Annotated in this window: 14 protein-coding genes; 4 read left to right on the top strand and 10 right to left on the bottom strand. The window is 68.0% G+C overall.

Going from position 1 to position 12525, the window contains the following annotated elements; translation table 11 throughout:
• Positions 1–53: 53 nt before the first annotated feature.
• Together E6W39_RS12675 and E6W39_RS39315 are read right to left on the bottom strand one after the other, a co-directional pair.
• Positions 54–299: a hypothetical protein gene (locus E6W39_RS12675; RefSeq protein WP_141633641.1), complete on the bottom strand. Its 246-nt coding sequence runs from the start codon at positions 297–299 to the stop codon at positions 54–56.
• Entirely contained in the window at positions 296–721 is a 426-nt protein-coding gene (locus tag E6W39_RS39315; RefSeq protein ID WP_181799241.1) for an ATP-binding protein, read from the bottom strand. Before E6W39_RS39315 ends, E6W39_RS12675 begins: the two co-directional genes overlap by 4 nt.
• Before the next feature lie 298 nt (positions 722–1019).
• Here E6W39_RS39315 and E6W39_RS12665 point away from each other — a divergent pair, with 298 nt between their 5' ends.
• A complete protein-coding gene (locus E6W39_RS12665) occupies positions 1020–1883 on the top strand; it encodes a helix-turn-helix domain-containing protein (RefSeq protein WP_141633639.1) in 864 nt (287 codons plus the stop codon).
• A complete protein-coding gene (locus tag E6W39_RS12660) occupies positions 1876–2079 on the top strand; it encodes a DUF397 domain-containing protein (protein WP_141633638.1) in 204 nt (67 codons plus the stop codon). The genes E6W39_RS12665 and E6W39_RS12660 overlap by 8 nt, the downstream gene beginning before the upstream one ends.
• An 84-nt stretch (positions 2080–2163) precedes the next feature.
• On the opposite strand, the gene E6W39_RS12655 is transcribed toward E6W39_RS12660, so the two are convergent.
• From E6W39_RS12655 to E6W39_RS12630, 6 genes are all read right to left on the bottom strand, one after another.
• A complete protein-coding gene (locus tag E6W39_RS12655) occupies positions 2164–4590 on the bottom strand; it encodes a helix-turn-helix domain-containing protein (protein WP_141633637.1) in 2427 nt (808 codons plus the stop codon).
• Positions 4591–4930: 340 nt separating this feature from the next.
• Positions 4931–5386, bottom strand: coding sequence for a hypothetical protein (locus tag E6W39_RS12650; protein ID WP_141633636.1), 456 nt, complete (start codon positions 5384–5386; stop codon positions 4931–4933).
• A gap of 172 nt (positions 5387–5558) precedes the next feature.
• Positions 5559–5999, bottom strand: coding sequence for a hypothetical protein (locus tag E6W39_RS12645; RefSeq protein WP_181799240.1), 441 nt, complete (start codon positions 5997–5999; stop codon positions 5559–5561).
• A 569-nt stretch (positions 6000–6568) separates the two neighbouring features.
• Positions 6569–7186 (bottom strand): SRPBCC family protein, encoded by a 618-nt coding sequence (locus tag E6W39_RS12640; RefSeq protein WP_181799239.1) that lies wholly within the window; start codon positions 7184–7186, stop codon positions 6569–6571.
• Positions 7187–7359: 173 nt separating this feature from the next.
• Complete coding sequence (locus tag E6W39_RS12635; RefSeq protein ID WP_141633634.1) at positions 7360–8253, bottom strand: TIGR03621 family F420-dependent LLM class oxidoreductase; 894 nt, start codon at positions 8251–8253, stop codon at positions 7360–7362.
• 316 nt (positions 8254–8569) lie between these two features.
• Positions 8570–9133, bottom strand: coding sequence for a flavin reductase family protein (locus tag E6W39_RS12630; protein ID WP_141633633.1), 564 nt, complete (start codon positions 9131–9133; stop codon positions 8570–8572).
• 91 nt (positions 9134–9224) lie between these two features.
• On the opposite strand from E6W39_RS12630, the gene E6W39_RS12625 reads away from it, so the two are divergent.
• Entirely contained in the window at positions 9225–9998 is a 774-nt protein-coding gene (locus tag E6W39_RS12625; RefSeq protein ID WP_141633632.1) for a hypothetical protein, read from the top strand.
• Between the two features lie 183 nt (positions 9999–10181).
• Here E6W39_RS12625 and E6W39_RS12620 read toward each other — a convergent pair whose 3' ends face one another.
• Positions 10182–10832, bottom strand: coding sequence for a TetR/AcrR family transcriptional regulator (locus tag E6W39_RS12620; RefSeq protein WP_141633631.1), 651 nt, complete (start codon positions 10830–10832; stop codon positions 10182–10184).
• A gap of 141 nt (positions 10833–10973) precedes the next feature.
• Between E6W39_RS12620 and E6W39_RS12615 the strand changes: the two genes are divergently transcribed.
• Positions 10974–12005 carry a medium chain dehydrogenase/reductase family protein gene (locus E6W39_RS12615; RefSeq protein WP_141633630.1) on the top strand — a complete coding sequence of 344 codons (1032 nt, stop codon included), beginning with the start codon at positions 10974–10976 and terminating at the stop codon, positions 12003–12005.
• Between the two features lie 43 nt (positions 12006–12048).
• On the opposite strand, the gene E6W39_RS12610 is transcribed toward E6W39_RS12615, so the two are convergent.
• Positions 12049–12465, bottom strand: a complete 417-nt coding sequence (locus E6W39_RS12610; protein ID WP_141633629.1) for a hypothetical protein — start codon at positions 12463–12465, stop codon at positions 12049–12051.
• Positions 12466–12525 lie beyond the last annotated feature (60 nt).

Here is a 12525-nt window from a genome sequence, read left to right as displayed (position 1 = left end):
GAGGATGGTGTTGACGAGGGCGGCGGTGAGGAGGATGGCGAGAGCCGCTCGGATCATCGGCGAACGATTCCGATGACACGGTGGCCGAGGTGGGCGGCGAGGTCCTGGAGGAGGTCCTCGGCCTGGTGGTGGGTCAGGGGGAGGGCGAGGTGTTCGCCGGGGCCGACGTGGACGTCGAGGTCGACGGCGGCGCGGAGTTGGAGGGTGGCGTCGGCGACGGCGTCAACGGTCAGGTGGGCGACGGTGGTTCGCTCGACGTGCGGAAGCTGGGGGACGAGCCCGAGGGCGTGGCGGTTCATGCGGCGTCCAGCTCGAACCAGACCGCCTTGCCGCCGCGCTTGCGCGGTTCGGCGCCGAAGCGGTGGGTGAGGGAGCGGACCAGGTGCAGGCCCCGGCCGGACAGCTCGTACGGATCGGCGGTCCGGGTGCGCTGCTCGGGCAACGTCGGGCTGTCGTCGGCGACGGTGACACGGAGGGTCCGCAGGGTACGGTCGACGAGGAGCGCGACCACCACGATGGGCGCGGGACTGCCGCCGTGCTTCCATGCGTTCACGAAGAGCTCGTGGAGGGCGAGTTCGGCATCGTGGATCAGGTCGATGGGCCAGTGGGCGCTGGTCATCAGCTCGCGCAGTTCGTCGCGGGCGGCGGACCAGTCGGGCGGCACCGGGGTGGTGGCGTTCTGCGGGTTCTGGGGCTCGTTGGGCAGGGTGAAGGTACACATGGGGAACCTCCGGGATGTGCTGTGATGGGTGTCATCCGTCGGCGGGTGCGTCGCCGTGAGCCAGGCCAGGACGGGGCTGGTTGCCGCGTCTGGTTGCTCTGCGGTGCGGGGGCAGCGGGCGCCTACTGCCCTGGTGGAAGGCGTTACTGACGGTCCGTCGGATCGGTATGGCATCGACCATAGTGCACGCGAAGTTAAACTTAAGCCGGTTCGGAGAAGGTTCCCTCTCTCGGGTGATGGATGGCCTCGTTCACGCCCAACTTGGCACACTGATCTCACGAATCGCCGAGAGGATGCCATGCCCGGTCGCCACAACCCCACGCTCAGTCAGCGCCGCCTGGGTACTGAGCTGCGACGGATGCGCGAACATGCCGGCATCGGAGGTAGTCAACTCGCTCGCCAGCTCGGTGTTGCTTCGGCCTACGTGACGCAGATGGAGAACGGAAAGACCAACATCAGCGTGGACCGGCTGTTGACCATCGCGGCCGCCTGCAAGTGTGTCAACCGGCCACTCATCGAGGCCCTCGCTGACCTTGCTGCCACGCCCGGAAAGGGCTGGTGGGAGGAGTATCGCGGGGTGCTGCCCACGGACTTCCTGGAAGTAGCGGAGATGGAGGCTCACGCTCACAAGCTCTACACCTGGGCGACTACCTATGTCCCTGGCTTGCAGCAGACCTCGGAATATGCCTCTGCTATGTTCGCGCGAGTCACGCCGCCGCTGCCTCGTCATGACATCGACGCCAGGACCTCCTTCCGAGTGCAGCGCCAACGTGCCATCCGTGCCAACGGGACGCCGTATGTCTCGTTCATCCATGAAGCTGCCCTGCGGATGCAGTTCGGCGGACCCGAGGTACTTGCAGCTCAACTTGACAGCCTCATAGAGGAGTCGGAGGTGGAGGGGATCTCGGTCCGAGTTGTGCCGTTCGACATGGACACCTTCCCCGGCTCTGGCGAGAACGTCATGTTTGCTGATGCGGTGGTGCCAGAGCTCGCGACTCTGGAGATGGATACGGCGCTTGGCGTCCTGTTCTTCGATGCCCCAGCAGACCTGGCTAGCCATCGGGCAACCTTCACGCGCCTTGGCTCTGTCGCCTTGTCGGATGATGAGTCACGTAGGTTCATCCGATCGATCAGAGATGAGATGAAGAGTAAGTATGAGTAAGTCCCCGTGGCAGAAGTCCACTTACAGCGGTGCTTCCAACGAGTGTGTCGAGGTACGTACGGTCGATGGGCTTGTCGAGCTCCGCGAGTCCGACGACGGCGACGTCATCGTCCGTACCACCCCGGTGAAGTTCGCCAAGTTCCTGCAGGGCGTCAAGGCCGGCGAGTTCGACCACTACGGGGACTTCACCGGCTGACCCCACAGCGGCCCCCGCTCCTCCGGCGGGGGCCGCTGCAAAGACGTGCTAGATGACCGGGGAAGCAGGCACCGAGGTCACTGGTCACCCGTGTCCCGAGGTGTGGGGAACAGAACTGAGGTGGCTTTGGAGCCGGGCGTGGCGGAACTGGTAGACGGCTCCGACCTGGCGGAGAACTCCTCGGTGGTAGGCGTCGTCGAGGAAGGCCATGGTTGCCCAGGGGAGTCGGCCCGTCAGGGGGAGCGCGATGCGGGTGAACAGCACCCATTGGCCCCAGGCGGTGAACGCGAGGACATAGGAGAGGGTGCCGGCGAGCCCGCACTCGCCCCCGCGTGCCAGCCATTCCCAAGGCACCTCTGGTGGTCCCAACAAGCCCTGGACGGAAGAGCCTTCCAGTACTTGGTAGGTACCCGCGACGGCGATGGTGATCACCGGCGCGACAAGCAGGGCCTGGCGGATGACCGTATTGCGGTTGATGGCCAGCAGGCCTGCCGGGGTCGCGGCGGATCCGACATCGAGTGGTGTCTCCAGGGTAGCCATGAGCCCCAGCGCCAGGCTTCCCGCCGTTCCGTAGATGGACGCGTACAGGAGCGAGCGGATCAGTACGGTTTCGACTGGCGCTTGGATTTCGAGCTGCGCCCCGTCAACCACCCCCGGGAACAGCAGCACGTAGTGGGCGGGTATGTACGACAAGCCCGCGGCGAGGCCGACCAGCAATCCCGCGCCGAACGCGGTTGGGAGTCTGCGGCTGGGTGTACCGGCCTTCTGTCTGCCTCCGATCGGTAGCTTCAGCCGCACGCGGGACGGGTTGAACGCTTCCTTTCCGAACACGACGGCGATCCCGTAGAGGAGTCCCAAGGCCAGGCCGGTGCTCAGGCCGAGCACGAGTCCGCCGAGAAGACTGGCGCTCAGATTGAGCGGGCGGTTGATGCTGGTCAGTTCCAGGGCGCTGGTCGCGAGGATGGTGGACCCGGTCATGACTGCGGTGCAGGCCAGGACGATGGCGAGGATGCGAGAGGGCAGGCTCAGCGCGCTGGACAGCTGCCACCATGCCAGGTCCTGGCGGTCGCGCTGCCCGGGCCGGTCGAGGTGCCCGGCAAGGTGGCCCAGGTACCGCTGGGCGCGTTGTGCGTCCCAGGTCCGGCGCGGGCGCAAAGTAGCGGCGTCAGGCCGGGCCGGCGGGTGTCGGGCGTAGACGGTGGGGACGAAGTCGGCCAGCAGGTGTTCTTCGATGGCTTCCGATGTCGGGAAGCGGGCGGTGTCCAGGAGGTCGGCGGGGTCCTGGCCCGGGGTGTCGCTGTAGAGGGTCCGGGCGAGCAGCACCATGAGCGGGGTTCTCAGCACCGCGGTGAGATTGATGCCGGCCGGGCTGTTCGGCTGGTCGCACAGCTCGTCCAGGACCGGGTCCCACACCGTCGCGGCCCGGTCTGGCAGCTCGCCCTGCCCGGTCGGGCGTGCGGTGCGCGGCAGGTAGTGGGCCAGGTCGGTCGTGGTCAGGTCGGTCAGTTCGATACCGGCGGCCTTCCTGAGCACGCCGATCGCGGTCGCATCGGCGAACTGCTCGGTACGGCTGGTCAGAAGCAGGGGCAGGGATATCGCGTTGAGTTCGGCCAGGGCGGCCCTGTGAAGTCCCACGGCGATCTCGTCGAAACCGTCGAGTACCGGCAGGATCCAGCCGGCGTCGACCAGAGCGGCTGCCAAGGTCGAGCGGCCAGCGGTACGCGCGGCAAGGTTCGGGTGGTCGCGCAGCAACCGGTCGATGAGCCAGTCGCGCAGCCCGGTCACGGCCGGGTCCCATGATCCGATGCTGAAGACGACCGGAACGGGATCGTCGCTGGACCGCGTTCCCAGGTAGTCGAGGACGAACCGCAGCATCAGCATGGTCTTGCCGGAACCGGCTCGGCCGAGCACTACAAGTCGCCTGGACCCAATGCGCCGGTAGATGTCCGTGATCTGGGCCAGGTCGCCGTCCAGGGACAGCGGGCCCGACGAGGGCCCCGGCGCAACGCCGCTGATGTTGTCCCAGTGGTCCAACAGCCCCTCAGGCGCCGACCGCCACCGCACCGGCAGCGGGAACGGGTCATGGATCCGGCGCTGCTCCTCCTCACGTATCCAGCGGCTGCGCACGTCATGGGCCAGCGTGTCGGCGACCTCGGCCAGCATGCCCCCGGTCGGCCGCCCACCTGGCCTGACCGGCTCGGGTACCGGTCCGGTCGAGGGGCGGTGAATCTCCTCGGGGGCAGGCCGGGGGGAAGCAGGGACGGAGACTTCACCCTGGCCGCGGTGCGCGGTCAGCAGCTCCTGCCAGACCTCGTCGCGATCACGTCCCAAGGTGTCGGCCAGGGCGTGGGCGACCTGCCGCACCGTTCCCATCCGGACGTCCGTGGGCTTGCCGGTCTCCAACCTCTGGACAGTGCGCACTCCCAGCCCGGCCTGCTGAGCCAACTGCTCCTGCGTCAGCCCCACCTCCAGCCGTAACCCACGAAGCAGGGGACCGATCTGACTGCTCACTTCGACGAACTCGCTCCCGTCTTGGTCATCCGCCTACGGCGGATGACCACTGTAGTGGGGTCGTTGCGAGCACCCGCCATGTATGGCGGGTCAGGCCGACGCGGCGACGACCGGGCGCAGGTCACCATGCTGGTGATCGGTCCCCATCTGCAGCGGCGGCGTGCGGGACCAGGTGTCGGTGCAGGTCGGTGGCCGGTTGGTCTCGCGCTTTCACGAGGTGGGCTGGCCAGCCGTCATCAGCCAAGCAAAAAGTGCCTTCTGAGCTGCAGCTCAGAAGGCACTTTCGCTTTTCCGGTCACGATCCGATCGCGATCCCGGATGAGACGCGCAATCTAGTCAATCAGGGCTGGCACTGGTCGATGACCTTCGTGACCCCGACGTATATGGCGCCAGACGTGTTGATGTCGACGGTCGAACCCGCCTTCCACTGGGTGTTCGACGCCCACAGCGCCGAGTTGCCGTTGTAGAGGACGAAGTTGCCGTCCGATTGATACGTCGCGTTGGTGGCACCGGACCCGTTCGTACCCGTTGCCCAGCACGGGTAACGATCCCAGTTGCCGGTATTCAAGTTGAGCTGCTCGTGGTACTCGACGAGGTTGCCGTCCGTCTGCAGGGTCAGCTCGAACTTGATGTTGGAGTCGTAGTAGTTGATGATCGAGTCCCCGGGATAGAGGCTCTGGCCCCGGGACAAGGCATTCGTGGTGTTCGCCGAGGCGGTTCCGGAGAGACCGACGACGGCTGCCACCGCCGCGGCGCCCGCGATGAGCACCTTGGTCGCCTTGCGCATGGACTTCATGACTCCCACCCCTGCTTGGTTCAGCTGCCACGATTGTCGGTGGTCAGCAGGATCGAATTGATCGTGCGTACATGCAGTTGAAGGCTCATCGGGTGTGAGACTTCACACCGAGGCCCGATGGCTTTGAGTGGCGAGTTGTTCGCGGGACTCGCCGGTCAGCCCAGGAGATCAGTCAGCACACACTGAGCTTCATTGTTTGACCGACCCACATGACGCCGTTCGAGCTGATGTCGACGGTATTCCCCGGCTGCCCCTTGGTGTTCGACGACCACAGCGCCCAGTTGCCGTTGTAGAGGACGAAGTTGCCATCCGTCTGGTACGTCGCATTGGTGGCACCGGACCCGTTTGTACCCGTTGCCCAGCACACTCCGGCGCCCGAGACCCCGGCGACGTGCTTGTACTCGACGAGGTTGCCGTCCGTCTGCAGGATCAGCTGGAAGGTAATCCCGCTGCCGACGTCCGTGCTCCAGATCGAGTCCCCGGGATAGAGGGACTGACCCCTCGGCAACTCGGTCATGTCGGTCGCCGAGGCGCTGCCGGACACACCGACAACGGCTGCCACCGCGGCCGCGCCCGCAATGAGTATCTTGGTCGCCCTGCGCATGGACTTCATGAATTCCCACCCCTGTCTCGTTCAGCGGCCACGCTTGCTGGTGGCCACCATGGTCAAAGTCGTTCGGTTCGCGATGTGTAAGCCCGCCTGGTTTGCGCCGGCGAGGGAGGCGGATGATGCGACCACCAGAGCCGCCGCGCTGCTGGTGCGCCTGTGACTCCGTCACCCACCAGGGAGTGCTGTTGGCGGCGTCGCCTGGGATCAGGTTGACGTTTCGGCTGGTCAGCGCGCCACGCCACGGACCCGCCAGATATGGCGGGCGGATCCGAGCAGGTGGCCAGCCCCAGGAGGGCGGTGATCCGCCGTATGAGCAGGATCCGTGGCGGGAGTGAGTACGCCGGGCGCGGCCGGGCTACGGCGGGTCCGGGCCCTGAGTCCTGTGACTGTGCAGGGTCGGCGTCAACGGAATGCGCGGTAGTGGCCAGCAAACGCAGCGGGATCGAACTCGAAGGTGCTACGAATGACCGCCGCGAGAAAGGGCGGCCGGAAGTACCGACTGACCCTGCGGGTGCGCGGGCTCGCCGTACTTCCGGCCGCTATCAAGGGTTGAGCAGTTTTGGTTGCGGTAATTACTCGCCGAGGTAGAACGCGAGGGTCTCGTCGGCGTCCTTGGCCACCGCAGCCGGGTTGGCGATCTGGTGGTGGTTGAGCACATCGGCCCAGGCGCGGACCGACTCCCGGGTGAACAGCCTGGCCTCTTCGGACTCGAACCACCACTGCTTGTCGGGAGCGTCACCCGCCAGGAGCTGTCCGAGCGCCACCAGGGCGGGGTCCCACCCCGCGCCCACCGCCAGGACGAACCCGGGGACCTCGTCGCCCTCCACGGGTGCCGCGTGCTCCAGCTCCAAGGTGGTCTGCCCGTCCCCGGCGGGGGAGAGGGTCACCACGACCTCGTTGGCCGGCGCGTCCCCGAACACCCAGGTCAGGTGCAGCCGGCGCAGCGGAGCGCACTCCAGGATGTCGCCGCCGGCGTGGCCCTCCAGCTGGAAGGTGCCGCCCTGCCGCAGGTCCCCGGAGACCGGGAGGAACCACTGCGCGATCCCTTCCGGGGTGGTGACGGCCGCCCATACCTCCGCGGGACTCGCGGCATACGTACGCCGCGCCACTGCGGCGTACCCCGGGGCGCCCGACAGCGTCCGGGACTTCGCGTCACGGGTGGTCTCAGCGATCCAGTCGGTGATGCTCACGGTCTTCCTCGCCTCGTACAAGTGGGGACACTTCACCCCGTACTATCCCTCGGCATCGTGAAAGCGTTGCTGTGGGCGCGCAACACGAACGGCCGGTGCGGCAGGACCGTCGAGTGACGATCCTGCCGCACCGGCCGTGAGTACATCGCGCTCCTGGAGCGCGATGGGAGGGGTCAGCAGGAGGCGGCGCGTTCCGCTTTCCGGACCAGTTCGATCACCGGGCCGAACGCCTCCATCGCCGGGCGCTGCACGGTGAACGAGGTGAAGCCGTAGCGCTCGCGGTGGCGCAGGACTTGCTCGGCGATCTCCTCCACCGTGCCGATCAGGATGAACGGGCTCTCCAGCGCCTGCTCCGGCGTCAGGAACGGCTCTTCGGCGGCCACCGCTTCGGCCTCGGCCCAACGGTCGTCGGTCACCCGGACGTCCAGGACGAAGACGTCATGCTCGATCGCCGGCAGCCGATCGCCGGCCATCTTGCGGAAGAACCCCACCCGCTCGTCGGCGTGTTCGGCGGGGATGACGCCGAGCGTCCCGGTCGGCTGGCCGGGGACCTGCACCCAGCCGCTGAAGCTGACTGTGTCGGCCCGTTCGGCGGCGATCCGCAGCAGTCGGTCGCTGGTGCCGCCGAGCAGCAGCGACGGCGGGGTCAGGTCGGTCTCCAGGGCGAAGAGCCGGTCCAACTCGTCCAGGGTCGACTCCAGTCGGTCCATTCGCTGCCGGAAGGGCGCGAAGGGGATGCCGGCGTTGTCGAACTCGGCCTTCACCACGCCCGCGCCGATGCCGAGTTCGATCCTGCGCTCGGTCAGCCGGGAGAGCGTGGCCACCTCTCGGGCGAGGATCGACGCGTTCCAGAAACCGCAGTTGAGCACGTAGGTGCCCAGCTGCAGCTGCTGGCCGGCATGGGCCGCGGCCAGCAGGTTGAGGAAGGGCGAGCTGCGGTTGGCGCCGAGGTGGTCGACCGTCACCGCCCTGTCGTAACCGTACGACTCGGCGGTGCGGACGGTCTCGGCCAGTGCGGCGGGCGTGCGGTGGCTGGCCAGCGTGAAGCCGAATCTGAAGCTGCGCATGTGGCTGATTGCTCCTGATACTTCGCCCGACTGCCACAAAGGGCGTCGGTGATCCCCCGGAAAAGTCCACGTCAAGAAGTCAACGAACCAACCGGGGCCCAGGTGAGGCTAGTTGGGCGGAAGCAGCGGGTCCGGTCGTGACGAGATGACGATGGCTCCTGGAATCTAAAGTGTGCGACCACGTGCGGTCAACACTCGCCTGGTCCGAATTTCAGTCCAACTCCGTTCTACAGAGCCATTATTGACGCTTTGACGGCGGACACGGGCTCGGCGCCCGCACAACTGCCCGGGCCACGTCGGCGGTAGGAATACCAGCTCACACAGCGGTTGGGTCGAGCTGATGCGGCATCTTCCAGCCTTCGGCGAGGCTTGACGGATGAACGTTGTGCCCACCGCCGAAGTACTCGCAGAACTTCATGATCAGCGGGTCCCAGCCGAGCGGGTCGATGTAGTGCGTCCCCGGGATGATCAGCTGCTCCTCGACGTGGGCGCGCAGCACCTCGACCTCGAATGCGGTGACATCGGAGGAGCCGGCGAGCGAGTGCACCGCGACGACCTTGCACTCCAACTGGATCGGGCACTCCGCGACCCGGGGCGGCGCGACCAGTTCCGATGCCTGCGCGGTGAGTTGCGCCACCGAGAACTTGTCCGGCTCATAACGGTAGCCGCGTTCCAGCTTGAAATCCGAAAGGACGGGCGTTCCCGTAGTGAGCGCGATCCGGTCAACGGCATCGACCATCGACGATGACGGCAGGTTGAGCACGCACTCGCGCTCACGCAGCAGATTCGCCGTCGTCTGATGCATGCTCCCCAGGCCGAGCATGCCGGACTGGCCAAGCCACCACGCGGGCAGGCGGCGTGTGCGGAGTGTGAGAATCATGCGGTAGCTTGATCATTAAGCAGCGAAACGAATCAAGTTATGCTCTGAATCGGGGGATTCCTACGTGCACTCTTTGCGCATTGCCTTTGCCATGGCCGCCGTCGCTCCGCTCGCCCTGGCGCTGACGGCCTGCGGTCCCGATGACACCAGCTCTTCCGGCTCCGCGTCCGGCTCGACCACGCCCGCCGCCACCAGTGCCGCGTCACAGGCCCCGACGGGCGCCGCGCCCGCCACGTCGGGGGCGTCCGGGGCGTCCGGAGCGGGCAAGACGGGCAAGGCGCTGACCCAGGACCAGCTCGTCAAGGCGCTGCTCACCGTGCAGGACATGGGTGCGGACGCGAACCGCTCCACCCTCGGCCCGGCCGGCAAGCAGCACAAGTCGACCGCGGACAAGCCCGCCTGCCAGCCCTTGGTGGACCTGACCGACGCCGCGAACGCCTCGCCGGCGCCGACCGGCGCCGCGACGGGCTTCTACTACGCCACCAACGGCCGCGAGTACCAGGAGATCCAGCTCGCCCAGTACGCGCCCGGGCAGGCGGAGAAGGCCATGGCGGCCGCCGAGTCCGCGCTCGCCGGCTGCGCGAGCTTCAAGACCACCACCCCGGGCGCCCCCGTGCCGAAGGCCGCGGTCAAGTTCAGCAAGGCCACCTACCAGGCCCTCGGCGACGCCACCGTGGCCCTCCAGGCCGAGTACGACCAGGACGGCAGTGACCATTCGGTGATGGAGACCAAGGCCTACGTCTTCATCCGCACCGGTGACACGGTCACGATGATGGCCGACTCGGCCCTCGCGGACCCTGGTCTGCCGGACCAGGCGCTGGTCAAGAAGCAGCTCGACAAGCTGCACACCGCCCAGCAGGGCTGATCAGCCACCCGCATCACGCGGGAGCATTCCGCGGTGCGTGGGAGCGGAACGCCGCCCGCCTGCTCGGCACGGGGAGTACCTTCCGCTGACCGAGCGGATCGCTGAGCGGCTCGAACTCGACGCCGGTCTCCGAGGCTTGCCTTGGAGACCGGCGTTCTGCCGTTGTGTCAGAAGGGTCAGCGGTCAGCGGCCCGTGATGGCTGCTGCCTCGGCGGCGTAGAGCTGGGCCGGGTCGAACCCCATGCCGCTGAAATGGCCGGCGAGTTCGAGCGAGAGCACGCCGTGGAGGCGGGTCCAGAAGACGAGGGCGCGGTGCCGTGCCGATGATGCGGCGGAGCCTTGACCGCCCCAGGCCGGCTGGTCGGCCAGGTGCGGCTGGAACATCGACTGCGGCAGCTCGGGGAGCCCGTCGGCGGCGCAGGCGTCGAGGAGGACGGACATGACCTCGTCGGCGGTGCGGGCGGTGTCCTCGGGGGCCTGGTAGCCGGGCACGGGGGTGCCGTAGATCAGCAGGTAGCGCTGGGGGTCGGCCAGCGCCCAGGCGCGCAGGGCGTGGGCCAGGTCGGCGAGGTCGGCGCCGGTGGCGGCACGGGCGTGGAAGGTGTCGGCCAGGCTCTGGTAGGCGTCCCTGATGAGCTCGGTGATCAGCTCGTCGCGGTTGGCGAAGTAGCGGTACAGGGCGGGCCCGCTCATGCCCATCTGCTTGGCGATGGCGTTCAGGGACAGGGCAGACGCTCCGGCGGTGGCGATCTGCTCCCAGGCGTGCTTCTTGACTTCGTCCCGCACCTGGGCGCGGTAGCGCTGCCTGGGTGTCGCCGCCTCCGACTCGTTCACGACCGTCTCCACCTTCTCCCGACGTCTCGACCAGTTCAGTTAGAAGGTATCACCAGCGCGATTGCCCATCGCCGACGAAAGGTGTTATAACTTCTAACGAACGCAAGACCCTCTAGGTCTTCCAGGGAAAGAGGAGTCGCCATGACCGACCACACCCTCGTCGAGGTGCTTCTGCCGGGCATCGTGGAGCCGGAAGGCCTGCAGGTCAGGCACGCTTCCGTGCCGCAGCCCGGCCCGGGCCAGCTCGTGATCGCCATGGAGGCGACCGGCGTCTCGTTCGCCGAGCAGCAGATGCGCCGCGGGCGGTACTACGACCAGCCCCCGTTCCCGTTCGTGCCCGGCTACGACCTGGTGGGCCGGGTGCAGTCGACCGGCCCGGGAGTCGATCCGGGCCTGACCGGACGGCGGGTGGCCGCGCTGACCAAGGTCGGCGGCTGGGCCAGCCACGTGCTCGTGGACGCCCGGGACGCGGTCGAGGTCCCCGAGGGCCTCACCGCGGACGAGGCCGAGACCGTGGTGCTCAATGGCGTCACCGCCTGGCAGATGCTGCACCGCACAGCGCGGGTACGGGCCGGCCAGACCGTGCTGGTGCACGGCGCCGGCGGCGGTGTGGGCCTGGTTCTGGTCCAACTCGCCCGCGCGGCAGGCGTGAAGGTGATCGGGACGGCTTCCGCCCGGCACCACGACGCGCTGCGGGCACTGGACGTCACCCCCATCGACTACCGCACCGGGAACGTGCCGGCCCAGGTCCGCGCGCTGGCCCCCGGCGGAGTGGACGCCGTGTTCGACCACGTCGGCGGGCGCAGCGTCATCGACTCCTGGCACCTGCTCGCCGCCGGCGGCACCCTGGTCGCCTACGGCAGCGCCTCGACCCGCGACGACACCGGCTCCAAGCAGTGGCCCGTGCTGAAGATCCTCGCCCGCACCTGGCTGTGGAACGCCCTGCCCAACGGCCGCCGAGCCCACTTCTTCAACATCTGGGCCGGCAAGAAGCTCCAGCAGGACCGCTTCCGCGCCCGGCTGCACACCGACCTGGCCGAGGTCTTCGCGGCCCTGCGCCGTGGCGACATCTCCGCCCCCGTCGCCGCCCGGCTGCCGCTCGCCAAGGCGGGCGAGGCGTTGCGGCTGGCGGAGTCCGGGACCGTCACCGGCAAGATCATCCTGACGCCCTGACGCCCTGACGCCCTGACGCCCTGACGCCCTGACGCCCTGACGATCACCGGGCAACTCGGGCGGCGCGCAGCAGCAGGGCGACCCGGACGACGGGCAGCACGCACACTGCCTGCATCGCCGCGTACCAGGGCGGGCAGACGCCGGGGATCAGGTCGACGCCGACGATGGCGATCGGCATGATGACGGCGAGGGCGCGCAGGCGGTCGAAGGCGCGGCGGGAGCCCCGGGCGGCGGAGACCGCCAGACGGTGGATCAGGACGGCGACCACGGGCAGCAGCACGGCCCGGACCCACATGAAGGTGTTCGCCGAATGGCCGCTGCTCGCCAGCGCGATGACCGCGACGAGGGCGGCGGCGCTGAGTGCACCGAAGACGGTGATGCTGTTCTTCGTCCTGCCGAAGCCGAAGGCGAGGGCGGAGCCGCGAGCGGAGTCGGAGGTGGTGTTCGCGTTGGTGTCCATGGTCATTGACGCTACGGAGCAGGCGAGCCGGCCGGTATGGGCCTGGACGTACGGGTGGGT

Origin of the sequence: Kitasatospora acidiphila (assembly GCF_006636205.1) — a bacterium.
Taxonomy (GTDB): Bacteria; Actinomycetota; Actinomycetes; order Streptomycetales; family Streptomycetaceae; genus Kitasatospora; species Kitasatospora acidiphila.
This window is presented reverse-complemented; position numbering and strand designations above follow the sequence as displayed.

Coding starts and splice junctions, on each gene's coding strand:
- E6W39_RS12675 (WP_141633641.1), bottom strand. CDS start 299: ATGAACCGCCACGCCCTCGGGCTCGTCCCCCAGCTTCCGCACGTCGAG.
- E6W39_RS39315 (WP_181799241.1), bottom strand. CDS start 721: ATGTGTACCTTCACCCTGCCCAACGAGCCCCAGAACCCGCAGAACGCC.
- E6W39_RS12665 (WP_141633639.1), top strand. CDS start 1,020: ATGCCCGGTCGCCACAACCCCACGCTCAGTCAGCGCCGCCTGGGTACT.
- E6W39_RS12660 (WP_141633638.1), top strand. CDS start 1,876: ATGAGTAAGTCCCCGTGGCAGAAGTCCACTTACAGCGGTGCTTCCAAC.
- E6W39_RS12650 (WP_141633636.1), bottom strand. CDS start 5,386: ATGAAGTCCATGCGCAAGGCGACCAAGGTGCTCATCGCGGGCGCCGCG.
- E6W39_RS12645 (WP_181799240.1), bottom strand. CDS start 5,999: ATGAAGTCCATGCGCAGGGCGACCAAGATACTCATTGCGGGCGCGGCC.
- E6W39_RS12635 (WP_141633634.1), bottom strand. CDS start 8,253: ATGCGCAGCTTCAGATTCGGCTTCACGCTGGCCAGCCACCGCACGCCC.
- E6W39_RS12630 (WP_141633633.1), bottom strand. CDS start 9,133: ATGATTCTCACACTCCGCACACGCCGCCTGCCCGCGTGGTGGCTTGGC.
- E6W39_RS12625 (WP_141633632.1), top strand. CDS start 9,225: ATGGCCGCCGTCGCTCCGCTCGCCCTGGCGCTGACGGCCTGCGGTCCC.
- E6W39_RS12615 (WP_141633630.1), top strand. CDS start 10,974: ATGACCGACCACACCCTCGTCGAGGTGCTTCTGCCGGGCATCGTGGAG.
- E6W39_RS12610 (WP_141633629.1), bottom strand. CDS start 12,465: ATGGACACCAACGCGAACACCACCTCCGACTCCGCTCGCGGCTCCGCC.